This window comes from [Brevibacterium] flavum (genome assembly GCF_019317305.1).
GTDB classification, from domain to species: Bacteria; Actinomycetota; Actinomycetes; order Mycobacteriales; family Mycobacteriaceae; genus Corynebacterium; species Corynebacterium glutamicum.
Map to the genome: position 1 here is coordinate 3,336,637 of NZ_CP079240.1, position 25,645 is coordinate 3,362,281.

Genomic DNA, 25,645 nt, shown 5'->3' on the forward strand with positions numbered 1-25,645 from the left:
TTTGAAAACTTTTCGATAGAGCAATAGAAATTTCCCAGCCCAAAAGGTGATTTAGCTGCATAAAGTACATACCCGCTGGTCAACCCCCCGGGGGTGATTTTCTATCGTGTGATAGGTTTAATTCTGTTGCGCTATAGAAAAAGCGTCGGAGACCGACTATGTTCAGAAATGCAACAACGTTCTACGAGTTGGAACAGTGTTGTTAACGCAACAGAAAATCAAGCTCACGGAGACTACACACTGTCGTTACGGGGAATTTCCCCACCGGCAGCACCAAAAGAGCACCAAAAGAGCACCACAAGAAAGGCACGGCCATGAAGCGAATTGGAATTGACGTCGGTGGCACTTTTACCGATGTGTACTTGGATCTTGACGGCAACGTAACTGTGGAAAAAGTACCTTCCACCCCAGATGATCCCGGTCGCGCTGTTATTGAGGGCATTTCCGCCATCTGTAAAAAGGCCAATGTGCAGGTCAGTGACATTGATGAAATCGTGCACGGAACTACTGTTGCCACCAACATCGCACTCACTGGCAAAGGTGCCCAGGTGGGACTAATTACCACCGAGGGTTTCCGCGATATTCTCCACATTGCTCGTCACAAAAAGCCTTTGAACTTCTCCCTCCAGCAGGAACTGCCGTGGCAGGCCCGCCCATTGGTTAAGCGTCGCAATCGCCTCACCATTAAAGAGCGAATTAGTGTTCCAGATGGGGAAGTAGTCACGCCAATTAATGAGGATGAGGTGCGCGAACAGGTCCGCATTCTGGTTAATCGTGGTGTTGAAGCAATTGCAGTGTGCTTGCTGCACTCCTATCTCAACCCCGAACATGAACAGATAGTCGCACGCATTATTAAAGAGGAAGCCCCAGACGTTTATCTCTCCGTCTCCTCTGACGTAGTTCCGCTCTACCGCGAATATGAGCGTTTCTCCACCACTGCGCTTAATGCTTTTGTGGGACCTTCCGTTAGCCGTTACCTTTCCCGCTTGCACGAAGCTACTGGTGATCTCGGATTCCGCCATGAAATCCAGATCATGCAGTCTTCAGGCGGCATGACTCCTATCTCCACCGCAGCTCAGCGCCCCGTTACCCTCATGATGTCCGGCCCGGTTGGTGGCCTAATAGGAGGCATTTGGTCCGCTGGCCTCTCCGGCTTTGATTCCACCATCACCCTCGACATCGGCGGTACTTCTGCCGATATTGGTGTGGCTGTCGGCGGCAAGCTGCGCATGAAGCACCTGCTAGATACCAGTATCGGAGGTTACCAGGCCATGGTGCCAATGGTTGATATCGATACCATTGGCGCAGGTGGTGGCTCTATTTCTTATGTCGATGAAGGTGGCGTTTTCCGCGTCGGCCCGGATTCCGCCGGTGCGCGCCCCGGCCCTGCGTGTTATGGCCACGGCGGCACTTTACCTACTTCCACCGACGCCCAAATGGTGCTCGGTCGTCTGCGTGCAGACCGCGGCCTCGCCTCCGGCGACTGGAAACTAGACCGCGAGGCAGCGGAAGCGGCCTTCGCCCCCTTAGCCGAAAAATTGGGCCTCACCATTACCCAAGCTGCCGAAGGTGCGCTGCAGTTGCAGCGTTTTGAAATGGCCCAGGCCGTAGAGCGTAACTCCACCGCCCGCGGTTATGACCCCCGCGATTTTGCACTGGTCGCCGCTGGCGGAGCAGGCCCCCTGTTTAGCTGTGAGCTCGCCGCCGAGCTGGAAATCCCAACCGTTATTATCCCTGCTCACCCTGGCATTGTGGCCGCAACTGGCCTGCTTGCCACCGACCGCATCGTGGAAGAAGTGGCCACCGCGCGCCACCTACTCACCTCCACCACCGCACCGGTAGGCGTCGAAAAGCAATATCAGGAACTGGAAGCGCAGGCGCTGGCCAACCTTGAGAGCCAGGGCACCGCGATGCGCCTGGCAGATTGTCGCTACCCAGGTCAGGGCTATGAGGTGCGCTTTGAGGTTCCAGAAACCGCGCTTGTCGACGCCGCCATGCCCGAGTTTATTGAGGCTTTCCACCGCGCCCACGAGCACGAATACGGTCACCGTTTTGATTCTGACACCATCGAGCTGGTTAATATTCGCGTCCGCGCATCTCAGCCTTCTCCTGAGCTACCTGCTCCTGGTGTAACCGGCGCTGGCTCCCTAGAAAACGCCCTGGTTGGACATGGGGTGGTGTGTTTTGAGGGTGAAGATGTGCGCACTGCCTTCTATGATCGCGACCTGCTGCCGGCAGGTACCCAGATCACGGGCCCTGCAATTATCGAGCAATACGACACCACCACTGTGGTTCCACCACGCTTTGAGGTTTCCGTACGTGAAGATGGCAACCTGGTTATCGCCGTACCACTGCAGCAAAAAGCCGCAGATAGTGAGGATTTAGCTGCACCAATCCTCATGCGTGTGATCGGCGGCGCAATCAACTCCACGGCCAAGGAAATGGCTACCGTGATGCTGCGCATGGCTTATTCCTCTATCATCCGTGAATCCGAGGACTTGGGCGCCGGTATCTTCGATGCCGATGGCAACACCTTGGCCGAATCCGATACCACCCCAATGTTTATGGGATCTATGCCCAAGATCGTCAAGGGTGTTATTGGAATGCTTGATGGTGACATCCAAGAAGGCGATGTCATTTTGCATAATGACCCTTATGCCGGAGCAACCCACTCCCCAGACGTTGCCGTAGTTGTACCGATCTTTGACAAGGGTGATTTGGTGGCCTGGGCCGGAGCTTCCGGCCAGCTGCTTGATATCGGCGGTGCCCACGCTGGCCTCATGGTTGATATTTCCGACGCCCAATCCGAAGGCCAGATCTTCCGCGCCCTCAAGATTGTCAAGGCCGGCGAACGCCAAGATCAGCTGCTAAACCAAATCCTCTCTAACACCCGCACCCCAAAGTCCAATGCCGGTGACCTCGAAGCAATGATGGCGGCCTGTGAACTAGCCCGCCACCGCTTCCTCACCATCATCGATAAGTACGGTCGCACCGCAGTGCAGGATTCCTGCTCCCAGTGGCTGGATTACTCCGAGAAGATGATGCGCTCTCGTATCGCCGCGCTACCTGATGGTGAATACACCACCGATACCGGCTGGCTCGATGATGATGGCCGCAACCATGGCGTGAAACTGCCAATCCAAGTCAAGGTAATCATCGAAGGCGACACCATCACCTACGATCTCACCGGTTCCTCACTGCAGGTTCCCACAGCCTATAACTGCGCCTTTGAAGGCACCACTGTTTCCGCCTTCTCCTTCATCACCCGCATGATCTTCCTGGATGAAGCCACCTCCGAGGTTCACGTTCCCCAAAACGAAGGCATGCTGCGCCCTATTAATGTCATCGCACCAAAGGGCACCATCTTCAACCCGAATTACCCAGCAGCCACCTTCGCCCGCTTCAACCAGGTACAGCGCGCAGTAGACCTCGCCTTGAAGGCACTGGCCCCCATCATGCCTGGTCAGGTCACCGCCGGTAACTCCGCGCACCTACACTTTGTGTCCTACTCCGGTTGGGATCCACAAGCTTCCGAGTACTGGGTCTACCTGGAGTGCGATGAAGGTGCCTACGGCGGACGCCCAGAATCTGATGGTCCTGACGCAGTAGCCAACCTTATCGACAACACCCGCAACAACCCCATCGAAGAACTCGAATGGCGCTTCCCAATGATGGTGGAACGCTATGAACTCCGCGATGACCCAGCAGCACCCGGCGAGCACCGCGGTGGCATCGGCATTGTCCGTACCTCCCGCTTCCTGGTGGAAACCGAAGTCACCTGTGAAGGCGACCGCCACGATGGTGACAAGCCATGGGGCATCTTCGGCGGCCACGAAGGAAAGAACGCTTCTATCGTCCGCAACCCTGGCACCGACACTGCAGAGAACTGGCCTTCCAAGGTCACCGCTGCAAAACTCGGCGCCGGCGATACCCTCCAAATCACCGTCCCCTCCGGCGGTGGATATGGCGACCCAGTCAAGCGCAACCCACAAGCAGTATGTGATGACGTCATGGATGGCTTCAGCACCCTGGAGCAGGCCGAAACCATTTACCGTGTGGCATTGCGCGGAAATATGATCGACGGCTTCGAGGTAGATGAAGAAGGTACCCGCGAACTCCGCGATAGTGAACTAGCAATCCGCGAATTAGTTGGCTAAAACCCGCTAAAGGAGGAGGCTGTGGCTTGAGAGAAGATCTCAAGTCACAGCCTCCTTTTTTGGTATTTTTAACTGCCCAGGCGTCGGGAAATCTGCTCGGCCGTAGCAACTGCGCGCTTTGGCAGATCCTGCGCCATCGCTGGAGTCACCCTAAACCGTGGCACGGAAATTAATACCGCACCCACACAATCCCCGCGGAAATCCTTAATAGGGCTGGCAACCGACCACTCTTCGGGATCGGTATCGCCATCATTAGTGGCATAACCACGTTTAATGATCTCCGCATAGGTGGCATCAAACTCATCGGCAAATTGCTCATAGTCCGGGTTCAGCTGCGTACGCTGAGCCTGATCAACCTCCGCCAAAAACACCTGCACCGAGGCCGAACGCGGACGCGCAATACGAGTACCAATCGGCGTAATGTGCTTGACCAAACGTGGCGAATCCACATGGTCAACCACAATGCCTTCGCGTCCAGTCCACGCAACCAGGGCACAGCTCTCATTTGTTGCTTCACTAACGGCCTGGATGAGATCACCACCAGCCCGCGGCAAATCCATACGCGCAAGCAAAGGGCCTGCCAATGCAACAAGTCCCACACCCAGGCGGAACTTCCTGCTGGCACCATCTTGTTCCACCAGCTGATATTCCTCCAGCGTGGAGAGCACTCGCGAAACTGTCGATTTATGCAGCTGCGTTTGTGCTGCAATTTCCGTGACGCCTCGCAAACCGCGTGCTGCCGAAAGCACCTCTAAGATATTGAGTCCATTGGCCAAGGCCGAAATCGAACCGCGTTTATTTGCCGATGCTTCTTCCATGGAGAACTCCCTACACTAATTTCGCTTTTTGCAACTAATATGCGCAATTTTTCGTGCGACACGTGGTTTTGTTTCACTCTACGCAACAGTGATTCATAAGTGAAGGTAGTCTGTGCTGCTTGCACAGGGAAGTCCCAAACTTTGAACACATTCACCACACAAAAGGGCAAAATTCAGCAGGCTGCGGTGTATCCCCAGCTCGCTGGAACCGCCGAGCCCACGCAGCACCCCGCAACCTAAAAAACCACATTCACCAACAACATATAGGCCAAAGTGCCGCCCACAATGGACAATCCTGCGGAACCACGCCACCAGTGCAGCAGCGCGGTAAAAGCAATCGCCACTAAGGAAGCAAAAATGCCGCCAGGCGCACTGGACTGGCTAAAAAGTGTGTAAATGACCAGCACCAACATCACACCCACTGGCATCGTATTGCCCAGCACTGCCATGAGCTGATTGTTTTTGATTTTCCGCATGGCCACAAAGGGGAAAAGGCGCAGCAGCATAGTAATCACGGCAACCGGAATGAGCACCGCGACAATATCGATAAGTCCCACTCCTGGTGGGAGGCCATAATTACTCATCGCGGGCCCGCAATTCTAGGGCTGCATCAACGCGCGGGAAGCGGAAGCGCAGCAACAATATAACAAAATATGCCGTTAGTGCCAGCACCAGCATTTGGGCCGGTGCTAAAAATCCCGCAGCTACTGCCAGCACCAATGCGCTCAAAGGCAGTGAATAATCTTTGTTGTTTTTAAAAGCTTCCCAGGCCAACACCACAAAAAGCGCGGTGAGTGCAAAGTCCATGCCCTTAATTCCGGCAGGTAGTACTTGGCCAGCCACTGCACCAATGATGCCGGGGATAACCCACAGCGCCTGGCACAGAACCTGAATGGTCAGGGTGCGCGTGCCACTGATTTCCCCTGGTGGGCGGGCTGACACGATGGCGTAGGACTCGTCGGTAAGCGCGTAGGTTGAGTACGCGATCCCCACCTTGGACTTGATGGTGTGGCGTGGGAAGGTGAGCCCGTAGAAAATGTGGCGGAAGTTCACCATGAAACCCGCAACGGCGGCCGAGATCGGACCAATCCCGGCGGTGACCATGCCGATCGCCAAAAATTCCATCGAACCCGCATAAATCACAATGGAGAAAATCGGCGTCCACCACCAGGCGAAACCGGTTTGCACCATCAATAGCCCGAAGGCCAGACCCAGCGGAATCAGACCCAAGCCCACAGCAAGGGTTTCTGAGATTCCGCCCCGGATTTCCTTTAGCGTCTCTGCACTCATCTAATTATCTGAAGGGTCCGACGGAAACGTGGAATACAACGGCAAAGGCATTGCTTGTCGACGCATCACGTCGCCCCAAATATCGACGCGGCCCGGCGCGATAATGTCCGACGGCAACGCAGGTGTGACAAACCAATCACCCTGCTCGATTTCCTCGTTGAGCTGGCCCGGAGCCCACTCCGCATAGCCCGCAAAAAAGCGCATGCCTTCAAGATCGTCGGCCACATCTTCAGGTGCAGAACGCAGATCGACGTGAACCAGACGGTTGGCGAGCTTGTTGAAGCTGGTGGAATTTTCAATATCCACGCCCGGCTTGGTCACGCCCAAACCAACCACAGCCTGCTGGCTCAACGGCCCACCGATGTACAGTGCCTGTGGCTTCGAGGTGAGGTCCACCCACTCGGGCAACACATTGGCCACAGCAACATCGGAACGTGAAGAAATGTTCACACCAAAAGTGGTGGCAGGAGAGTGCTCGATGATCAACACGATGCTGCGCTCAAAATCCTCCGACGCCATATCGGGCGCAGCCACCAACAACATGCCTGGAGCTACCTCATTGCGCTCCATCGCGTTAAACAACCTGTCGGCATAAAAATCACTCATTGTTTTCTCCTTCCCACCAGCTCTTCAGCTCTGCGATGGCAACTTCACGATCCAAAGGACCGCGCTCCAAACGAAGCTCCTTCAAAAACGCCCACGCCTTACCCACTTCAGGTCCGGCTTGGATGTTCAGAATCTCCATGATCTCATTGCCATCCAAATCTGGGCGCACCCTGGCAAGATCTTCCTTTGCGGCGATCTCCGCGATGCGCTCTTCCAAATGATCGTAGGTGGCTTGCAGTCGTGCTGCCTTCCTTTTATTTCTTGTGGTGCAATCAGCACGCACTAACTTGTGCAAACGTGGCAGCAATTCACCCGCATCTGTGGCATACCTACGCACTGCAGAATCCGTCCACTGGCCTTCGCTGAAACCATGGAAACGCATGTGCAGGAACACCAACTGCCCGACATCGCCGACCATTTGCTTTGAGTACTTCAGCTTGCGCATCCGTCGCCTCACCAGCTTGGCGCCAACTACCTCATGCTGATGGAAGCTCACGCGGCCTTCCTCATTGAAGTCACGAGTATCTGGCTTACCGCAATCATGAAGCAGTGCAGCCCAACGAAGCACCAGGTCAGGGCCATCTTCTTCCTGATCAATTGCTTGGCGCATCACCTGCAACGAGTGCGCGTACACATCCTTGTGCTGCATGTGTTCATCTTGAGTCATCTGCATCGCAGGGATCTCCGGATAAATAATCTGCGCGATACCGGACTCCACCATGAGGTCAATCCCAGCTTCAGGGTTTTTGCCAAGGATCATTTTGTCCAACTCAACCTGCATGCGTTCCACAGTGATCCGAGTAATCTGCTGCGCCATTTCAGTCATGGCGGTAATAACTCGTGGTGCAAGGGTGAAATTCAGTTGGGAAACAAAGCGGGCAGCGCGCAGCATTCGCAGAGGATCATCATTGAATGATTGTTCCGGAGTAGCTGGGGTATCCAAAGTGTGGGTAATTAGATCTTCCAAGCCACCCACTGGATCGTGGAAAGTTAATTCACCATCGGCTTGGATCTCCACAGCCATGGCGTTGACCTTGAAATCGCGCCTAATCAGATCGTCTTCCAAGGTGTCACCGAAGGTCACCTCAGGGTTGCGGGAGTTTCCGTCATAGAGATCAGAACGGAATGTCGTGATTTCGATCTGCTGACCATGCTTTTCTGCAGAAAGGGTGCCAAACGCAATTCCGGTATCCCACACCACATCGGCGTAATCATCCAGGATCGCCTTTGTCTCCTCAGGGCGTGCCGACGTGGTGAAATCAAGGTCATGCCCCAACTCACCTAAGAAAGCATCCCTCACGGAACCGCCCACCAAATATAGGGAGTGTCCCTTGCTGGAAAATGCTGCCGCTAGGGGCACAAGGATGTCTGAAAGCTCACCAATTGCCTGGTGAGCACGCGCCATTAAAGCAAGGCGGTCTACTTCCTGGTCCACTTTCTGTGGGGGAACTTGGTTCTGAGCATCCTGGGAATTCACGAATCTGAGTCTACCCAGTAGAAGTGTGGGCAAAAACTGCTCTAAATGTGAAATTAGAATAAATTTTCGTACTTTGCACCGTAGGAGCCCGTTTAAGGCCCCGCACCCAAAGAACGGGTAAAAGGGTGCATCAGTACAGGTTAACTCGTTAGAAAGCCACACAGCGAGTCGGGTTTTAAGGGCCATTTTTAGCAATTGCAAGGATCCACCACAAATCAGTAAATCGAACGTATTTGTGGTGGATTTTCGCGCGTTGAGGGCTTAAAAATGCAAGGTTCCACCACAGAATCGCAAAAATTCGGGATTTGTGGTGGGGATTTGCATCTGAGCAGCCGACACGGCGCCGAACCCCTCACTACGCGAGTCAATTAACCCCCGGGCGGTTCATTAATACCGAATACCCACCTCTCACGATACGATTGGTTGAATGAGTGACTTGAAACCCGAGGGGACTACTAGCGGAGCGCCTAAACGCAGGCGCCGCCGCCGTTCTCGCCGTCCTTCAGGTCAGAACCAAAACCCAAACCAAAACAGGCAGGGCCAACAGGGGCAGCAAACCCAAAATCAGCCCCAAGCCCAGCCACAAAGCCAACAGGCCCAACCCCAAAAGCAGAACCAGCAGGGCCAAAATCAGGGCCAAGCTTCTGAGAAAACCTCTCAGAGGCCAAAACGCCGTCGGTCCCGCAGGAACCCGAAGAGCAACAACACCCAACAACACAGCCAAAACAGTCAAAACAACCAGAACAGCCAAAACTCCCAGCAAAACACCCAAACCCAAACCTCTCAGTCGAACAAGCAGAAGTCTCAGGACAACCGCAGGGGTAAGGGTCGTAGGTCTCCAACCAGGAGGCGTTCCAACACGAGGGTGAATCAGGCGTGGCAGCAGTCCCGTTTGGTTACTTCTGATGAGACTTCCGCAGGTGGTCTCGTGGTGTCAGGTTTGGCTGAGGCGGTCAACGCTAACAATGAGGTTGATCTGTCGAAGATTTATGTTGCGTTGATTGGTCGTCTTGATCGTCGTGGTCGTTTGTTGTGGTCGATGCCGAAGGGCCATGTTGAGCCTGGTGAGGATAAGGCTGCGACTGCTGAGCGTGAGGTGTGGGAGGAGACCGGCATCCACGGTGAGGTGTTCACTGAGTTGGGTGTGATTGATTATTGGTTCGTTTCGGAAGGGAAGCGGATCCATAAGACGGTGCATCATCATTTGTTGCGTTATGTTGATGGCGATTTGAATGATGAGGATCCAGAAGTCACTGAGGTGGCGTGGATTCCGGCGAATCAGTTGATTGAGCATTTGGCTTTTGCGGATGAGCGGAAGTTGGCTAGGCAGGCGCATGATTTGTTGCCTGAGTTTGCTTTGAAGGAAAAGGCGGAGGGAAGGTCCACCCCAAGGTGATTCCGAACCCCAACCCGAACCCCAAAGCCAAAGCTCTTCGCCTCGTTTCAGCGCTGACCGCCATCACTGTGGTGGGTTTTAGCGCTTCACCTGTTCTTGCGTTGCCGATTCCGTTGGATCCTTCTGATCCGGCGGTGTCGGAGTTGTGGGTGAATCCGAATGCGCGGGCTGATGATGAGCTTTCTGGTGTGGATGTAGAGATCTCGGATTTTGTCATGCCGGATAGCAATCTAACTGTGCAGGTGGGGGAGTCTTTTAAGGCGCAGGTTCGGGTGACTAATCGTTCGTCGGAGACGTTGAGCAATATTACGTTGCAGGCGCGTCGTGCGGAGGCGTCGTTTGATATGGCGAGTGCTCGGGTGGCGGCGACGGATAATAATTATGGCTACTTCGGCGCGATGGTGACTCTTGATGATGAGTTGGAGCCGGGGGAGAGTGTTGAGACTGAGGTGGAGATTTCTACCGATAGTTTGTCGATTTCTCAGCTGGGTTCTTATCCGACGATGTTGGCGTTGTCGGGGCAGCTTGATGGGGTGGCGCAGCATTTGGATTCGCAGCGTTTCCTTCTGCCAGTCCTCAGCGATACAACTGATACAGAAGACACCGCCACCCCCACGACGATGATTTACCCGATATCAGCCCAGACGAATGTGTTGGGTGGTGAGACTGGCGAGGCGCCGGAAGAGCCGCCTTTGCTGGTCAGTTCCGACGCGCTTGCGGGCGAGTTGGAGGAGGGCGGTCGTTTGCAAAAGCTTATCGACGCCTACCTCCAGTCTTCACCCGCCGTGCAGCAAGCCACGTGCCTTGCTATTGATCCGCAGCTTCTTGATGTGGTGGATCGCATGACCGGCGGTTACACCGTGACCGATACTCGTCCCAGTACGGTGCGGCAGAATCAGCGGCTTCGTGAGTTGTGGACTGCCGATAATCAACCCACCAATGGTGTCACGGGCACGGGTGCGGAAAACGCTGCCATTTTCTTGGAGAAACTCCGACAGGCCACAGCCACCTCGTGCACCGTGGCGTTGCCGTGGGCGAATGCTGATCTAAATGCAGTGAGCCAAACCGGTAATCAGTGGTTGATGCGCGAGGCGCTACAGCGAGGTGTCACCACCTTTGAAGAAGTGTTGGGTGTTATTCCGGAATCCAATGTGGTGATTCCTGGAAATGGTTTTGTGGAGCCCTCCACCGTGGGTGATCTCGGATGGGCGGAAGTAACGCTTAATCCGGATCAGGCGTGGGAGGTGCAGTCAGAGGAGTTGGTTGCTGCCCCTGATGCCACGGAGCAAAGCGCATTGGATAACCCTAAGCCAACGCCAGGCACGGTGACGCCGCCTACCCCTACCTCCACGGTGTCCGTGTTGGTTTCTGATAACACGGTGTGGCGCACAACGAGCGCGGATCGGTTCCACTCTTTGGCTCCAGGAATAACTGGGGTGTCGTATCAGGGATCGTTATCGGCAACCTTGGCTACCTTGGGACAAAACCCTGAGACTGTGGGCTATTCCAATCCGGATTCGCGTTATGACTACGCCATGGATTCTGAGAGCGCCCGCAATCTCACCGGCCAGGCGGCGCTGCGATTGACGGTGGACAACGGCGATGAAGACTCTCCCGTGTTGATCATGCCGAGCGCGGTGCTGGGCGCCGAAGACGGCGCGATGTTGCTTGAGACCACCGGGGCTTTGCTTGCCGACGGCTCCGCCCGACCTTTTTCCCTGCAGCAATATGTCACTGCCAATGCGGAACAAAGAAATACTTTGGCCGCAGCAACAACTCCACCGGATGACACTGCTTTTGGTGCACCCTACGACGATCCTGCGTCATTGACGGAAACCGAAATTCTGCGAACCACTCAGCAGGCGGAGTACATCGATGATCTCACTGGCATCATGTCCAATGATCCCAGCATTGCACTGACCCGCTATGGGTTTACAGCACCGCTGCGGCAAGATCTGTTGCGCGCGTTGAGTATCAGTGAGCGTCGTTCGTTAGCTCGCCATACCCAGGCAACCTCTGATGCCGATAAATTACTTAATCGCAACCGCGACACTCTGCAGAAGCTGCGTAGCTCTGTGGCGTTGCTGCCACCGGGAAATGTGTATACCCGAACCTCGGAATCGTCTCCGTTGTTGATTGTGGCGCAAAATGGTTTGCCGTTGCCCGCGGAGACTCAGATTTTGTATTCCGGAAATCAGGATGCGCACATCAATACTCCCGGTGTGGTTCGTATTCCGGCGCAGGGTTCCATCACCTTGCAAATGACTGCGGATTTGCCCGATGACAATCTGCGCACGGATCTCACGTTGTGGTTGGCATCCCCAGATGGGGCCACCATTAGTGAACCTGTGGAAATTACTGTCCAGCCTCGCCCGAATTTGGGCACCACGCTGTTTTTCGTGGCAGCGGGCATTCTGGCAGTAGGAGGGTTGTTGTTTATACGGAAGAAACGAAACGTCGAAAAGCGCTCGCCCGGTACGGGATCGCCCAAACCGCCACCAACCCACTAACGTATCGCATAGTTATTTTCGCCGTGCTCGCCGTTAAGGCGCGCACTCGTACATGAATGGTCAACAAGTGAGTTCTTCGCTTTCGAATAATTCGGAGCAGTCCGGCCTGCGTGGCAGGATCGTTGCTCCAGCACCGCCGGCGCCTGTGCCCGAGGCGCGCAAGAAGGCTGTCGCACGCACGGATGGTGATCGCTCGAGTTTGAAAAACTCGCCTACGGCATCCGCCACCCAGGCAGCCCAGACGCGTCCAGCAGAACCGGAACCAGAAAAGCACACCTCCGATTCTGATGTGGTGCGCTCGACTGGCTCCATGGCAATAGCCACGCTGCTGAGTCGTATCACCGGTTTCCTGCGCACCGTGATGATTGGTGCGGCGCTGTCGCCGGCTATCGCGTCGGCGTTCAACACTGCCAACACGCTGCCCAACCTGATCACTGAGATCGTGTTGGGTGCGGTGCTGACATCGCTGGTTATTCCGGTGCTTACCCGCGCGGAAAAAGAAGACGCCGACGGCGGTTCCGGGTTCTTCAGGCGGCTGCTCACCCTGTCGGTGACGCTGCTGGGTGGTGTCACCATCCTGTCGATTATCGGCGCGCCACTGCTGACACGGATGATGCTGTCCTCTGAGGGACAAGTCAACGTGGTCATGTCCACGGCCTTTGCGTATTGGCTGCTGCCACAGATTTTCTTCTACGGCCTGTTTGCCCTGTTCATGGCTGTGTTGAACACCCGTGAAGTGTTCAAACCCGGCGCGTGGGCACCTGTTGTCAACAATGTGATCACCTTGACCGTGCTGGGCGTGTACATGGTGCTGCCTGCGCGTTTGCACCCGCATGAGCAGGTGGGCATTTTTGATCCGCAGATCGTTTTCCTCGGCGTGGGCACCACCCTTGGTGTGGTTGCACAGTGTCTAATCATGATTCCGTACCTGCGTCGCGCGGGCATTGATATGCGCCCTCTGTGGGGTATCGATGCGCGTTTGAAGCAATTCGGTGGCATGGCGATGGCGATCATCGTGTACGTGGCAATCTCCCAGTTCGGTTACATCATCACCACTCGTATTGCCTCACTGGCAGATGATGCTGCACCGTTTATTTATCAGCAACACTGGATGTTGTTGCAGGTTCCTTATGGCATCATCGGCGTCACCTTGCTCACCGCGATTATGCCGCGACTGTCCCGCAACGCCGCGGACGGCGACGATAGGGCAGTGGTCTCTGACCTTCAGTTGGGTTCCAAACTGACCTTCATTGCATTGATCCCGATCGTGGTGTTTTTCACTGCCTTCGGTGTCCCTATTGCCAATGGCCTTTTTGCCTACGGCCAATTCGATGCCAACGCCGCTAACATCCTTGGTTGGACGTTGAGCTTCTCTGCTTTCACGTTGATTCCTTACGCTTTGGTGCTGCTGCATTTGCGTGTGTTTTATGCGCGTGAAGAGGTCTGGACCCCAACCTTCATCATCGCCGGCATCACCGCCACCAAGGTCGTGCTGTCCTTTCTGGCACCGCTGCTGTCAAGCTCCCCAGAGCGGGTGGTGGTGCTTCTTGGTGCGGCCAACGGCTTCAGTTTTGTCACTGGCGCGGTCATCGGCGCGTATCTGTTGCGCAAGAAACTCGGCCTGTTGGGTATGCGCTCTTTGGCTAAAACCTCCCTGTGGGCGTTGGGCTCCGCCGCAGTCGGTGCGGCAGCAGCGTGGGCTTTGGGATGGCTTATCCAAGCAGTCATGGGCGATTTCCTGTTGGGCACTTTAAGCTCTGTGGGCTACTTGCTGTACCTCGCTGTGTTGGGTGTCTTCTTCATCTTCGTCACCGGCATCGTGTTGTCACGTTCTGGTTTGCCGGAGGTCCAAAACTTGGGCCAAGCGCTGACCCGCATCCCAGGTTTGAGCCGGTTTATTCGCCCGAATACCAAGATCTCTTTGGATGTCGGCGAAGTCTCCGAGCAGGATTTCTCCACCCAGCTGGTCGCGCCAAGCGAGTTCGCAGCAACCCCTGTTCCGCCACCAATGTCCGCCGGTATTGTCCGCGGACCTCGCCTGGTTCCCGGCGCCCCAGTCGGCGACGGTCGCTTCCGCTTGCTTGCCGATCACGGCGGCGTCCAGGGTGCACGTTTCTGGCAGGCCCGCGAGATCGCCACCGGCAAGGAAGTCGCGCTGATCTTCGTGGATACTTCCGGCAACGCCCCATTTGCGCCACTGTCTTCGGCAGCCGCAGCGGGCATCGCCTACGAGGTGCAGCGCCGCACCAAGAAGCTGGCCAGCTTGGGCAGCTTGGCGGTGGCCCCCAATATCTACTCCGAGGCGTACCGCAACGGTTGCCTCATTGTGGCCGATTGGGTGCCTGGCTCCAGCTTGAGCGCCGTCGCGGAATCCGGCGCTGATCCCCGCGCCGCCGCGTTCGCGCTCGCAGAACTAACCGAGACCATCGGCGAGGCCCACAAGATGGGTATCCCAGCCGGTCTGGACAACAAGTCCCGCATCCGCATCAACACCGACGGCCATGCCGTCCTCGCCTTCCCGGCGATTTTGCCCGATGCCTCAGAGCTCCGCGACGCCAAGTCCCTGGCCTCGGCCGCCGAGATGCTTATCGACGCGCCCCTCGCTCCCAGCGACGTCAAGGCAATGGTCACTGAAGCCCAGGGGCTAGCTACAGAAGACAATCCCGATTACGCATCACTTGCCATGGCGATGCGCACCTGCGGACTGTTCACCGAGGAACCAACCCACCTTGTGGTGAAGAAGGAAAAGACACCAAAGCCTGCGACACGTGATGGTTTCGGTGCCTCCGACTACACCGTCAAGGGCATGGCAGCCATCGCCGCTGTGGTGATCATCTTGGTCTCCCTGGTGGCTGCCGGTACCGCGTTCCTCACCAGCTTCTTCGGCAGCAGCACCAACGAACAATCCCCATTGGCTTCTGTTGAAGCCACCACTTCTGCAACACCAGAACCTGTGGGGCCACCGGTCTACCTGGATCTGGATCAAGCCCGCACGTGGGATGACGGTGCAGGAACAGATGTCACCGACGTCACCGACGGTAACACCTCCACCGCATGGACCTCCACCGGCGGCGACGGCCTCCTAGTTGACCTGTCCACGCCTGCCCGCCTCGACCGCGTCATCTTGACCACCGGCACCGGCTCTGACAGCAACGTGACCTCGACCATGAAGATCTACGCATTCAACGACGCCTCACCACACTCCCTGTCGGAAGGCATCGAGATCGGCACCGTGGATTATTCCGGCCGCAGTCTCAGCCACAGCATCCGCGATTCCTCCAAGCTTCCGGGTCAGGTGGAATCCGTGGTGATTCTGGTCGATGAGGTTCATTCCTCACAAACCTCAGACACCAATCCACAGATGCAGATCGCTGAAGTACAACTCGTTGGTTGGTAAATTACGCGTTTGTGATTGACCCCCATTAAGGTGCGCCCGCCCTCAGTTTCACTAACTGAAAGCGGGCGTTTTCAATTTATACATAGCTTCAGCTCACAGGTATTTTCCAGAAAGAAGAGCCCTCAAAGTATGTAGCACCTCAGCGACACCTCCCACTTGAGTGGGCGCCGAGAAGTATCTCTCAATGGAAAATCTGCCCATACTAAGCCGCATAAGGGATACGGGGTGTGTCCCTCAACCTGCGGGGGATCTTATGACAGTGCTGCCTAAAAACCATGACCTAAGCGATACCCAACTCGTCAAACAGTTTGTATCTGGCGATTCCAGGGCATTTTCCACCATCATTCACCGCCACGAACGACATATGATGCAGGCAGCCAGAAAATACGGGCGGAAACCAGAAGACGCCCAAGACATTCTCCAAGAAGCTCTCTTTCGCGCCAGCCGAAACATGCACCTTTATAGAGCAGAAGCAGCTCTCGGCACGTGGCTCCACAAACTTGTCCTGAATAGCGGCTTCGATTGGGCTACCCACCGCTCCCAAGTAGAATTCCCCATCCTTAACGAACCAACAATCGATTTAGAAAAAGATCCTCGCCTAGCCACCGACCCCTTGGGCTACCTCGATGTCGCCATGACAATTCGATCCGCCATCGACCAATTACACCCCGATCAACGCATCGCCTTAATACTTGTCGACCTCGGCGGCTACACCGTAGAAGATGTGGCCGAAATCGAAGGAATCAAAGTAGGTACCGTTAAATCACGCCGAGGGCGCGCACGCAAAGCGTTGCGCGCCCTTTTACATGCAGATTTCTTCGGGCCCGAAGATGGCTCCATACAGTGCGAAAGCAACTGATGGAAGTTTTTCAAAGTGTCTGACGTTGAAAACGGTGAGTTCACAACTAGGGTGAATGGTGCACGTGATGCTGCACTTTTACGTTTACTACTTTGAGGGAAACAATGTCTGAAGAACAATCTGCCGTAGCACCAAAGATTCATGATGTCGCCATCATCGGCTCCGGTCCAGCTGGCTATACCGCAGCAGTATATGCAGCCCGCGCTGACCTCAACCCCATCATGTTCGAGGGCTATGAATACGGTGGATCTTTGATGACCACTACTGACGTGGAAAACTTCCCAGGCTTTGAAAAGGGAATCCTGGGCCCAGAGCTCATGGAAAACATGCGCGCTCAGGCCGAGCGTTTCGGCACCGACATGCACATGGAGCTTGTCGACCGCGTTGATCTCACCGGTGACATCAAGAAGCTGTGGGTCGGCGACGACGAGTACCACGCGCGTGCTGTCATCTTGTCCATGGGTTCTGCACCTCGCTACTTGGGTGTGAAGGGCGAGCAGGAACTGCTCGGCCGTGGCGTTTCTGCATGTGCAACCTGCGATGGTTTCTTCTTCCGCGATCAGGATATCGCCGTGATCGGTGGTGGCGACTCCGCGATGGAGGAAGCAACCTTCCTCACCAAGTTCGCTCGCAGTGTCACCATCGTGCACCGCCGCGAAGAGTTCCGCGCCAGCGCCATCATGCTGGAGCGTGCTCAGAAGAACGAGAAGATTCGCTTCGTCACCAACAAGACTGTCGAAGAGGTCATTGAGGCAGATGGCAAGGTCAGCGGCCTGAAGCTCAATGACACCGTCACTGGTGAAGATTCCGTCTTGGATGTCACCGCCATGTTCGTTGCCATCGGCCATGATCCACGCTCTGAAATCCTCGCAGGTCAGGTCGAGGTTGATCCTTCCAACTACGTTTTGGTTCAGGAGCCTTCCACCCGCACCAACCTTGACGGTGTTTTCGCTGCTGGCGACCTGGTGGACAGCCACTACCAGCAGGCCATCACCGCAGCTGGTTCCGGTTGCCGCGCAGCTATCGATGCAGAGCATTACCTAGCTTCTCTGGCCTAATTCACAGTTAGCCTTAAACCAAACCATGTACCAATGAATGTCGGGATTCCCCAGGAGTCCCGTCATTGTTAATTTAGGAGAAACCATGAGCAATGTTGTTGCAGTAACCGAGCAGACCTTCAAGTCCACCATCATCGATTCCGACAAGCCAGTCATCGTTGACTTCTGGGCAGAATGGTGTGGCCCCTGCAAGAAGCTCAGCCCCATCATTGAGGAAATCGCAGGCGAGTACGGCGACAAGGCAGTCGTTGCCAGCGTCGACGTCGATGCAGAGCGTGCCTTGGGTGCCATGTTCCAGATTATGTCGATTCCTTCGGTTCTCATTTTCAAAAATGGTGCAAAAGTCGAGGAATTTGTCGGTCTGCGCCCCAAGAACGAAATTGTGGAAAAACTAGAGAAGCACCTCTAACTGGTATTCTTACTGCAGTCACGTGGATGAACTATATCCATTGATAATTTTGAACATGAATGATGGAAGGAGCAGGGTGTCTAAAGTCCTGAGAGTTGGCGATCGCAGCCCGCGCGTGGCAGAAGTGCGCACTACGCTCGCTCGCCTCGGTGTGATTGAAGGCTATTCCAGGGAGATGTCTGCAAAGACAGAATCCCAGAAGTTCCACGAAGAAGAGACGCTTTTCGACGAAGAACTCAGCCTCAGCATCAAGTCATTCCAGCAAGCTCGAGGAGTCGTTCCCTCCGGGCTTATTGACGACCCCACCCTGCGCGCAATCCGCGAAGCCTCCTACACCCTGGGAACCCGCGTGCTGGCCTACCAGCCCGGCAACCAGCTTGTTGGTGACGACGTTGTAGAAATCCAATCCCATCTCCAAGAGCTCGGCTTCTACGCCGACCGTGTGGATGGACATTTTGGCGAGCTCACACACAAAGCTGTGATGAACTACCAACTCAACTACGGCATGCAGGTAGACGGCATCTGTGGTCCTGACACCATCCGAGCACTGTCCCGACTGGGTCTGCGCATCAAGGGTGGCTCTGCTCAAGCCATCCGTGAGCGCGAACGCATGCGCAATGCAGGCCCACGTCTTGCTGGCAAGCGTGTGGTCATTGATCCTGCGCTTGGGGGCTCCAACAAGGGTCAGATCGTGAAAGGCCCCTACGGTGAGATCTCTGAGGAAGAAATCCTCTGGGATTTGGCCACCCGCCTGGAAGGTCGCATGATCGCAACAGGCATGGAAACCATCCTGTCGCGCCCGCACATGGATGATCCCAGCAGCCGTGATCGCGCGTCGATCGCGAATGCTTTCGGCGCTGACCTCATGCTGAGCCTGCACTGCGATTCCTACCCGAATGAAAAAGCTAACGGCGTGGCCAGCTTCTACTTCGGTTCGGAAAACGGCACCAACTCCTTGACCGGTGAAACGCTCTCCGCGTACATCCAAAAAGAGATCGTTGCCCGCACCCCGCTGAACAACTGTGGCAGCCATGCCCGTACCTGGGATCTGCTGCGCCTCACGCGCATGCCCATGGTGGAAGTTGTCACCGGTTACCTCACCAACCCCGATGACCTGGCAGTTCTGACTGATCCACAAATGCGTGATCACATTGCCGAAGCCATCGTTGTCGCCGTCAAGCGCCTGTACCTCCTTGATGAGGAAGCACAGCCCGAGACCGGAACCTTCAAGTTCTCTGAGCTGTTGCAATCAGAGCAGGCTGGCTAAATCGCGCCCATCTCTTGAAGGAGTCGCTGGGCATCCTTAGCTGTGAGCAGCACCGTTGCGGGTGGTAATTCCATCCGCAGACGGGGTAACACGGGATGGTCAGCAACCACTTCGAAACCGGCTGATTCTAACGCCTCCACATCAATCAGGCCGATTTCTAAACGCCTAGCTGCGATCGCATCCGCTTCTGTGTTTTCCGAGCGGTATCCAAACGCCTCAACGGCTGGGTAGTCGCGCCGAATTAGTTCCATGAGGGAGGCGTCGAGAAGCGCCGATTCCATGCCCGTGCCCCGGAAAACCTCGTCGATGAACAGGCTGCTGATGATCGCAGCGTCGCTAGACACCGGTGCCGTAGGCAGCGCCTTCGCGCCTGGGGCGGCATCGCACTCGCAGAAAATGACCGACGCCAACGCCGGAGTTCCATTGCGGTAACCAATGTTGAAACCGCAGGATTCATACTCCAGCAGCGTGGTGGACAGCCAGGCTTCCTTCTCAAACACCGGATCAGCTTTAGCTGCAACCTCAGGTGCGAGCTCCCAAAACACCGACTTGCGGGCCTGGGGGTGCAGGAAATCTATGTGTTCCTGCACGATCGGGAAAAGGGAAGCCTGGAGCATGGCGCCAAACTTAAAATTATTGGCCCTGGATCAAGGACATGATGCGCTCGAAATCATCCTTGTCGCCGAATTCCACCACGAGCTTGCCCTTCTTCTTACCCATCATCACCGAGACCTTGGTATCCAAATTATCCGCCAAGGACTCAGCCGCACGGGTAAAAACCTCAGGAGTTGCAGCCTTTTCGCGTGGCTTCTTCTCCTCATCCTGATCACCACGGTTGTGTAGCAGCACCAATTCCTCGGTAGCACGCACAGATAGGCCCTCAGCGATGATTCGGGTCGCCAGGGTGTCCTGAGCATCCTCGCCGGCCTTGAGCCCCAGCAATGCGCGTGCATGGCCTGCAGACAGCACACCGGCTGCCACCTTGGTCTGCACGTTGACTGGAAGGCCCAGCAGACGAATCATATTGGTGATTACCGGACGGGAACGGCCCAGCTTATCGGCCAGCTCTGCCTGGGTGACACCGAACTCCTCCAGCAACTGCTGGTAGGCGGCTGCCTCTTCCAAAGGATTCAGCTGCACCCTGTGGATATTTTCCAAAAGGGCGTCGCGCAGCATCGCGCTGTCTTCAGTTTCACGGACAATCGCCGGGATAACCTCAAGGCCAGCTCGCTTGGATGCACGCCAACGACGCTCACCCATGATGAGCTCATAGCCATCCTCGGACCTGCGCACCACGATCGGCTGCATGAGGCCGAACTCGCTGATCGAATGCACCAACTCATCAAGTGCCTGCGGATCAAACTCATGGCGAGGCTGCTGCGGGTTGGGGCGGATCTGCTCGATCGGGATCTCAAGGTAGGATGCGCCGAACTCAGACTGCTGTGCTGGCTGTGCCTGCGGCGCTTCCTGCTGTGCTGACTGCGTTGGAGCAGGAGCTGCTGGCTCTGGAACTACCTCTGGCTTTGTGGCCTCAGTGTGTTGTGGAGCGGCCTGCGCAGGAGCCTCAGGTGCAGGAGCTGCTGGTGTGGACTCACGCTTGGGAGCTGCAGCAGTACGCGCACCCACGGTACCGCCCAAAATGATGTCAGCCGCACCGCCACCAAGACCTGGGGAATTACTTGGTCCTGAGGGAATAAGTGCGGCCAGACCGCGCCCCAGACCGCCCTTACGCTTTTCCGTCTGGGACTTGTCGGAACCCTTGTTCTGAGCCATCGCTCTTAGACGCACCTTTCGTACAGCACAACAATTAACGTATTCAAAGAAGTTTACTGCTATTTCGCAGGTTTTAGGCCGATCGGACCGGATTCATCGCTAGGCAAGTAATCGCCACGAGTGGCCAATTCTTTAGCAGCATCCAAATACGCCATGGCGCCCCTGGAACCTGGATCATATTCAATGACAGTCTGCCCATAGCCAGGAGCTTCAGACACCTTCACTGAACGTGGAATCTTGTTACCCAACACCACGTCACCGAAGTGATCATTAACCTCTGTGGCCACCTGTTCTGCGAGGTTGGTGCGGGCGTCATACATGGTCAGCAAGATCGCGGAAATATGCAGCTGGCGGTTCAGGTGCTGACGCAACATAGTGATGTTGTTCAGTAGCTGGCCCACGCCCTCCAGAGCGTAGTACTCACACTGGATCGGAATGAGCACTTCATTCACCGCGGTCATGGCGTTAATGGTGAGCAGACCCAACGATGGTGGGCAGTCAATGATCATGTAATCAAAATCGTGCTTGTCAATGAACTCACGGCCCAACGCATCTGCCAGGCGGTATTCGCGGCGGACCAAGCTGACCAATTCAATTTCTGCGCCAGCAAGATCCAGGGTTGCTGGAATACAGAAGAGGTTTTCATTAGCTGTGGAAGGCTGCATTGCTTCATCAGCAGTGCATTCACCGATCAGTAGTTCATAAGATGACAAGGTGCCAGAGCGGTGCTCGACACCCAACGCTGTCGACGCATTTCCCTGCGGATCCAAATCCACGACGAGAACTTTAAGCCCATGAATTGCCAAAGACGCAGCCAAATTCACCGTGGAGGTGGTTTTACCAACGCCGCCTTTTTGGTTGGCGATGGTAATTAGGCGTGGTTCTTTAGGTTTCGGCAACGTCAGGGAGTTGGGTGTCATCACCTGAGCTGCACGACGCGCCGCCGCAGCAATTGGTGTGTCTTCCCAAGTAGTGTCTTCCATCGACGTCAACCATCCCTATCTTCCTGTGCATGCGAATTCTTCATGCACACGTCATCGATTCCACATTAGTGCTTAACGCTGTACCCATTCCACCAAAGTGGATGGTTACTTTTCCCTGCGGATTGAAATAAGTGTTGTGGGCTCGCTCAACAGCGCCTCACCCACGGTATAAACCTTAATGTCAGTGCCGCCAGCCTTGCGGATTTCCTTGGCGTCACGCTCAATTTCTTCCTCAACGCTGGAGCCTTTCATGGCCACCATGCGTCCACCGATTTTCACCAGCGGCAACGACCAGGTCGCTAGCTTGCCCAGTGGAGCAACAGCTCGGGAGGTGACAATATCGACCAATCCGACCTGCTTGCGCACCACTTTTTCCTCAGCACGACCACGAATGACGGTGACATTGTCCAAGTTCAGGGCTTCTTTTACCTCGTTGAGGTACACAGAACGCTTGAGCAATGGCTCAATGAGAGTGATGTTGAGATCTGGGCGTGCGATAGCAAGAGGAATTCCTGGCAGTCCCGCACCAGAACCAATGTCTGCAACTGAGATGCCCTCATCCATAGCTTCGCCGATGACACCACAGTTTAGAATGTGGCGATCCCACAGGCGGGGAACTTCTCGGGGGCCGATGAATCCACGGACGGATCCATCTGTTGCCAAAGATTCATGATATGCAATGGCTTTTTCGAGGTTGTCCCCGAAAATTTCAGCGGCTGCTGGAGGCGTGGTCATGAAAAAAGTCCCCTTCGGGCAAGATATCGAGCGGTACAACACTCAACTATAACGACTCAACTTAAGAAGCTTGAGTGTTGGCTGCCGAATGGTGCTTTTTAGCGTCGACAAGCGCTTAAAATGGCGCGCTGCAGGCAGCAAAAAACCGCCAGCCCTTAGTGCGTGGGCTGGCGGTTTTTAGTGAAGTTTTACTTCTTACGCTTCTTGGGGTTTTCTGGCTTCACGCCAGGCTTCGGAGCGGTAGTGCGCTTTGCTGCGCGCTTTTCCTCCTCCTCAGCTGCTTCCTCAGCGTCCATCTTGCCGAAGATGTAGCGCTGCTGGAAGAAGGTCCACACGTTGTTGGCCATCATGTAGACAAGAAGACCGATGGTCCAGATGAAGCCGGTGAACAAAATGGTTGCTGGCATGAACCAGAGCATCATCTTGTTCATCATCTGCATCTGCATAGCCATCTGATCGCTGGAAGCGACCTGCTGCTTGCCGGCTGCCTTGCGAGCTTCCTGGCGGTTGACGGACAGACGCGCGTTCATGTGAGTTGCCACGACAATGATCAAAATCATTGGAGCTGCAACCAACGCGATGTTGAGGCGGGAGACATCCAGGCCAAGGAACGCGTCGAACGCGTCAGCAGGCATGGTGATGTAGGACGACAGTGGCGCACCGAACAGGTCTGCACGCAGGAAGGACTGAACCTCGTCGACACCGAAGATGTAGTTCGGGGTGTTCGCGTTTTGCTCAACGGTCATTTCCAGCTGGCCAACGCCAGAACCGGTGCGGTTGAAGGAGCGCAGCACGTGGAACAGACCCAGGAACACTGGGATCTGCACCAACATTGGCAAACAGCCCGCGATGGGGTTAACGCCCACTTCTTTTTGAAGTTTGCGGGTCTCCTCCATCATCTTCTGCTGGTCATTTTTGTACTTCTCGCGGATGGCCTGCATCTTTGGAGCCATGTCTTGCATCTTGCGCTGTGAACGCATGGTGTTGACCATCGGCTTGACCAGAACCATACGCACGGTGAAGGTCAAGAACATGATCGACAAGGCCCAGGTAATTCCGGAATCTGGGCTCAGCACAAAGCTGAACGCTTTATGCCAGAACCACAGAATGGCCGAAATTGGCCAATAAATGAAATTGAGCACTGTGAGTCGAAACTCCTTGGGATTAATAGGGACTATGTACTTGTTGGCAGGACTTCTATGTCACCGTTTCGGTGGACCAAAATCCATGGTTCGGCACCGGGTCGAATCCACCCGGATGCCAGGGCCCACATTTGGACAACCTTGCAGCGGAGAGAATAGTTCCCTTAAAAGCCCCATGAACTGAGACGGCTTTCAATGCATAGGTGCTGCAAACTGGATCAAAACGACAGGTGGAACCTATCTTAAGACCCGAAAGATACTTTTGGTAGAAGCGAACAGCAGAAGCTGCCGTCTTCGCCGGAATACTTTTCGGTTCTGGGATGTCGAAAGGATCATCACTTGTTGGTGCGCACACGGCTAGCTTTCCCCAACCCGTAGCGGATGTCTCGTTCAAGTTCCGCCGAGGTTGCATTCCCAGCCCCCGCCAACGCGCGGATCACCACGTGATGAGTGGGGGAGAGTAGCTCTGGTGATTTTTCTGCAATGCTTGCACAGATATGACGAAGCCGTCGGGAGGTGCGGTGACGAACCACCGCATTTCCGACGGCCTTAGAAACGACAAGGCCGAACCGCGGACCACCGAATGAGGCGACTTCGCCCTGTTTTTCGGTGCCATCCAACGATTCGGCACTATCCCACAGGTGCACAACGACAGTTTTACTGCCAGCGCGACGCCCTTTCCTCATCACCGTGCGAAATTGCATGGAAGAGTTCAGCTTATGTTGCGCTGGAAGCACTGTTGCTTACACCTTATTTATTGTGGTGACGCTAAAAAATTACGCGGTCAGCTTTGCGCGACCCTTGCGACGACGAGCCGCAACAATTGCACGACCTGCACGGGTACGCATACGAAGACGGAAACCGTGAACACGTGCACGACGACGGTTGTTCGGCTGGAACGTCCGCTTGCCCTTTGCCATGTGAAACACTCCTAAATATTTTGTTGACGGATCACCGGACACACCGGTTCTAGTGGACAAAGTGCGCGAAGATTTCCGCGCTAGCCCTATACCGGGGGAACGGATCACCCAACGTTGGATGATTTTTTTTGAGATTGCAGATTCGTGAATGAAACCGCAGCAACGCTTTATGGAAAGTGTTGCTCTCAAGCACATTCGTTGCGCCTGGAAACTTGACCAAGAGGTTTGGACAAAGATCCGGGAGTCACACGATGTGACAGACTGGTTTAGCTTACGGGAAAACGACCTGCGAAAACAAATCTGTCCTTTGGCAATTCGGCGGGGGCACCCGTAATTACAAAGCTGGCATTAAACACTGGTGAGAGGGCATATCGCCCGTCCAAACGCTTTTCGACGCCGCCCTCCGGCAAACTCCACTCGGCAAAGAATTCACAGGGGTTGGACATGTGGATTGAACTGCGGGTAACAATGAAAATTGCACACAGCATCAACAGCCTGTGAAAACTTCAACCTGTGGATAACACCTAATGTTCACCTTGAGATCAAGGGAAACATTCAAATAACTGCAGGTGAGAGCGAATTTGAGGTTGATGCACATTTTCCACAGGTAGTGCGCTATCCTGTGGATAAACGTTTTTGGGAAAAGTTATCCACAGCTGTGGACAACATTGTGGAAACAATGGTTATGGGCGTTTTTCGATGTGAATGGAGCTGTAGAAACATCGAGAACGCCCACGTGGATAACAAAGCGGAATTTTGCCCTGCTTTTTAGCTTCTCCGCCACCCTTCATCCACGGCTGAATAAAATTATTTTTCGATAGTTTCGCCAAAAGGAGATACCTAACATA

General features: G+C 55.1%; 21 protein-coding genes. 8 read left to right on the forward strand and 13 right to left on the reverse strand.

The window, feature by feature from the left end:
* The first annotated feature begins 314 nt into the window (after nucleotides 1–314).
* Nucleotides 315–4,157 (forward strand): hydantoinase B/oxoprolinase family protein, encoded by a 3,843-nt coding sequence (locus KW808_RS16100; RefSeq protein WP_003860944.1) that lies wholly within the window; start codon nucleotides 315–317, stop codon nucleotides 4,155–4,157.
* 68 nt (nucleotides 4,158–4,225) lie between these two features.
* Here the strand turns inward: KW808_RS16100 and KW808_RS16105 are convergent, their stop codons facing one another.
* The 5 genes from KW808_RS16105 to KW808_RS16125 all read right to left on the reverse strand — a co-directional run bounded on the left by KW808_RS16105 (nucleotide 4,226) and on the right by KW808_RS16125 (nucleotide 8,348).
* A complete protein-coding gene (locus KW808_RS16105; RefSeq protein WP_003860946.1) occupies nucleotides 4,226–4,975 on the reverse strand; it encodes an IclR family transcriptional regulator in 750 nt (249 codons plus the stop codon).
* Nucleotides 4,976–5,211: 236 nt separating this feature from the next.
* The gene (locus KW808_RS16110) at nucleotides 5,212–5,559 is read right to left on the reverse strand and encodes a branched-chain amino acid transporter permease (RefSeq protein ID WP_003860950.1); all 348 of its coding nucleotides are present in this window, start codon (nucleotides 5,557–5,559) and stop codon (nucleotides 5,212–5,214) included.
* A complete protein-coding gene (locus KW808_RS16115; RefSeq protein ID WP_003860951.1) occupies nucleotides 5,552–6,265 on the reverse strand; it encodes an AzlC family ABC transporter permease in 714 nt (237 codons plus the stop codon). Before KW808_RS16115 ends, KW808_RS16110 begins: the two co-directional genes overlap by 8 nt.
* Nucleotides 6,266–6,871: a YqgE/AlgH family protein gene (locus tag KW808_RS16120; protein WP_003860953.1), complete on the reverse strand. Its 606-nt coding sequence runs from the start codon at nucleotides 6,869–6,871 to the stop codon at nucleotides 6,266–6,268.
* Nucleotides 6,864–8,348 carry a CCA tRNA nucleotidyltransferase gene (locus KW808_RS16125; protein ID WP_003860955.1) on the reverse strand — a complete coding sequence of 495 codons (1,485 nt, stop codon included), beginning with the start codon at nucleotides 8,346–8,348 and terminating at the stop codon, nucleotides 6,864–6,866. Before KW808_RS16125 ends, KW808_RS16120 begins: the two co-directional genes overlap by 8 nt.
* Nucleotides 8,349–8,775: 427 nt before the next feature.
* Here KW808_RS16125 and KW808_RS16130 point away from each other — a divergent pair, with 427 nt between their 5' ends.
* From KW808_RS16130 to KW808_RS16160, 7 genes are all read left to right on the forward strand, one after another.
* Entirely contained in the window at nucleotides 8,776–9,744 is a 969-nt protein-coding gene (locus KW808_RS16130; protein WP_011015620.1) for an NUDIX hydrolase, read from the forward strand.
* A complete protein-coding gene (locus KW808_RS16135) occupies nucleotides 9,741–12,254 on the forward strand; it encodes a hypothetical protein (RefSeq protein ID WP_003860959.1) in 2,514 nt (837 codons plus the stop codon). The genes KW808_RS16130 and KW808_RS16135 overlap by 4 nt, the downstream gene beginning before the upstream one ends.
* Before the next feature lie 52 nt (nucleotides 12,255–12,306).
* Entirely contained in the window at nucleotides 12,307–15,651 is a 3,345-nt protein-coding gene (locus KW808_RS16140) for a lipid II flippase MurJ (RefSeq protein ID WP_003860961.1), read from the forward strand.
* Nucleotides 15,652–15,835: 184 nt separating this feature from the next.
* A complete protein-coding gene (locus tag KW808_RS16145; protein WP_003860963.1) occupies nucleotides 15,836–16,510 on the forward strand; it encodes a sigma-70 family RNA polymerase sigma factor in 675 nt (224 codons plus the stop codon).
* A 104-nt stretch (nucleotides 16,511–16,614) separates the two neighbouring features.
* Complete coding sequence (gene trxB / locus KW808_RS16150; RefSeq protein ID WP_003855300.1) at nucleotides 16,615–17,568, forward strand: thioredoxin-disulfide reductase; 954 nt, start codon at nucleotides 16,615–16,617, stop codon at nucleotides 17,566–17,568.
* Between the two features lie 85 nt (nucleotides 17,569–17,653).
* Nucleotides 17,654–17,977 carry a thioredoxin gene (gene trxA / locus KW808_RS16155; protein ID WP_003860964.1) on the forward strand — a complete coding sequence of 108 codons (324 nt, stop codon included), beginning with the start codon at nucleotides 17,654–17,656 and terminating at the stop codon, nucleotides 17,975–17,977.
* Nucleotides 17,978–18,053: 76 nt separating this feature from the next.
* Nucleotides 18,054–19,244 carry an N-acetylmuramoyl-L-alanine amidase gene (locus KW808_RS16160; protein WP_003860966.1) on the forward strand — a complete coding sequence of 397 codons (1,191 nt, stop codon included), beginning with the start codon at nucleotides 18,054–18,056 and terminating at the stop codon, nucleotides 19,242–19,244.
* On the opposite strand, the gene KW808_RS16165 is transcribed toward KW808_RS16160, so the two are convergent.
* From KW808_RS16165 to rpmH, 8 genes are all read right to left on the reverse strand, one after another.
* On the reverse strand, nucleotides 19,241–19,861 hold the full coding sequence (locus tag KW808_RS16165) for an N-acetyltransferase (protein WP_003860970.1): 621 nt from the start codon (nucleotides 19,859–19,861) through the stop codon (nucleotides 19,241–19,243). The two genes, KW808_RS16160 and KW808_RS16165, sit on opposite strands and share 4 nt — an antisense overlap.
* A 16-nt stretch (nucleotides 19,862–19,877) precedes the next feature.
* Nucleotides 19,878–21,017, reverse strand: coding sequence for a ParB/RepB/Spo0J family partition protein (locus tag KW808_RS16170; RefSeq protein WP_003855307.1), 1,140 nt, complete (start codon nucleotides 21,015–21,017; stop codon nucleotides 19,878–19,880).
* A gap of 59 nt (nucleotides 21,018–21,076) precedes the next feature.
* Nucleotides 21,077–22,000, reverse strand: a complete 924-nt coding sequence (locus KW808_RS16175) for a ParA family protein (RefSeq protein WP_003855308.1) — start codon at nucleotides 21,998–22,000, stop codon at nucleotides 21,077–21,079.
* Nucleotides 22,001–22,105: 105 nt separating this feature from the next.
* Nucleotides 22,106–22,735, reverse strand: a complete 630-nt coding sequence (rsmG, locus tag KW808_RS16180; RefSeq protein WP_003855311.1) for a 16S rRNA (guanine(527)-N(7))-methyltransferase RsmG — start codon at nucleotides 22,733–22,735, stop codon at nucleotides 22,106–22,108.
* A gap of 188 nt (nucleotides 22,736–22,923) precedes the next feature.
* Nucleotides 22,924–23,877, reverse strand: a complete 954-nt coding sequence (gene yidC / locus KW808_RS16185) for a membrane protein insertase YidC (protein ID WP_003860973.1) — start codon at nucleotides 23,875–23,877, stop codon at nucleotides 22,924–22,926.
* Between the two features lie 55 nt (nucleotides 23,878–23,932).
* On the reverse strand, nucleotides 23,933–24,232 hold the full coding sequence (gene yidD, locus KW808_RS16190) for a membrane protein insertion efficiency factor YidD (protein ID WP_003860975.1): 300 nt from the start codon (nucleotides 24,230–24,232) through the stop codon (nucleotides 23,933–23,935).
* A complete protein-coding gene (gene rnpA / locus KW808_RS16195) occupies nucleotides 24,213–24,614 on the reverse strand; it encodes a ribonuclease P protein component (protein WP_003860977.1) in 402 nt (133 codons plus the stop codon). Before rnpA ends, yidD begins: the two co-directional genes overlap by 20 nt.
* A 39-nt stretch (nucleotides 24,615–24,653) precedes the next feature.
* Nucleotides 24,654–24,797 carry a 50S ribosomal protein L34 gene (gene rpmH, locus KW808_RS16200; protein WP_003855320.1) on the reverse strand — a complete coding sequence of 48 codons (144 nt, stop codon included), beginning with the start codon at nucleotides 24,795–24,797 and terminating at the stop codon, nucleotides 24,654–24,656.
* Nucleotides 24,798–25,645 lie beyond the last annotated feature (848 nt).

Coding starts and splice junctions, on each gene's coding strand:
- trxA (WP_003860964.1), top strand. CDS start 17,654: ATGAGCAATGTTGTTGCAGTAACCGAGCAGACCTTCAAGTCCACCATC.
- KW808_RS16130 (WP_011015620.1), top strand. CDS start 8,776: ATGAGTGACTTGAAACCCGAGGGGACTACTAGCGGAGCGCCTAAACGC.
- rsmG (WP_003855311.1), bottom strand. CDS start 22,735: ATGACCACGCCTCCAGCAGCCGCTGAAATTTTCGGGGACAACCTCGAA.
- KW808_RS16145 (WP_003860963.1), top strand. CDS start 15,836: ATGGAAAATCTGCCCATACTAAGCCGCATAAGGGATACGGGGTGTGTC.
- KW808_RS16105 (WP_003860946.1), bottom strand. CDS start 4,975: ATGGAAGAAGCATCGGCAAATAAACGCGGTTCGATTTCGGCCTTGGCC.
- trxB (WP_003855300.1), top strand. CDS start 16,615: ATGTCTGAAGAACAATCTGCCGTAGCACCAAAGATTCATGATGTCGCC.
- KW808_RS16115 (WP_003860951.1), bottom strand. CDS start 6,265: ATGAGTGCAGAGACGCTAAAGGAAATCCGGGGCGGAATCTCAGAAACC.
- rpmH (WP_003855320.1), bottom strand. CDS start 24,797: ATGGCAAAGGGCAAGCGGACGTTCCAGCCGAACAACCGTCGTCGTGCA.
- KW808_RS16140 (WP_003860961.1), top strand. CDS start 12,307: ATGAATGGTCAACAAGTGAGTTCTTCGCTTTCGAATAATTCGGAGCAG.
- KW808_RS16175 (WP_003855308.1), bottom strand. CDS start 22,000: ATGGAAGACACTACTTGGGAAGACACACCAATTGCTGCGGCGGCGCGT.
- KW808_RS16170 (WP_003855307.1), bottom strand. CDS start 21,017: ATGGCTCAGAACAAGGGTTCCGACAAGTCCCAGACGGAAAAGCGTAAG.
- KW808_RS16110 (WP_003860950.1), bottom strand. CDS start 5,559: ATGAGTAATTATGGCCTCCCACCAGGAGTGGGACTTATCGATATTGTC.
- KW808_RS16100 (WP_003860944.1), top strand. CDS start 315: ATGAAGCGAATTGGAATTGACGTCGGTGGCACTTTTACCGATGTGTAC.
- KW808_RS16120 (WP_003860953.1), bottom strand. CDS start 6,871: ATGAGTGATTTTTATGCCGACAGGTTGTTTAACGCGATGGAGCGCAAT.
- KW808_RS16165 (WP_003860970.1), bottom strand. CDS start 19,861: ATGCTCCAGGCTTCCCTTTTCCCGATCGTGCAGGAACACATAGATTTC.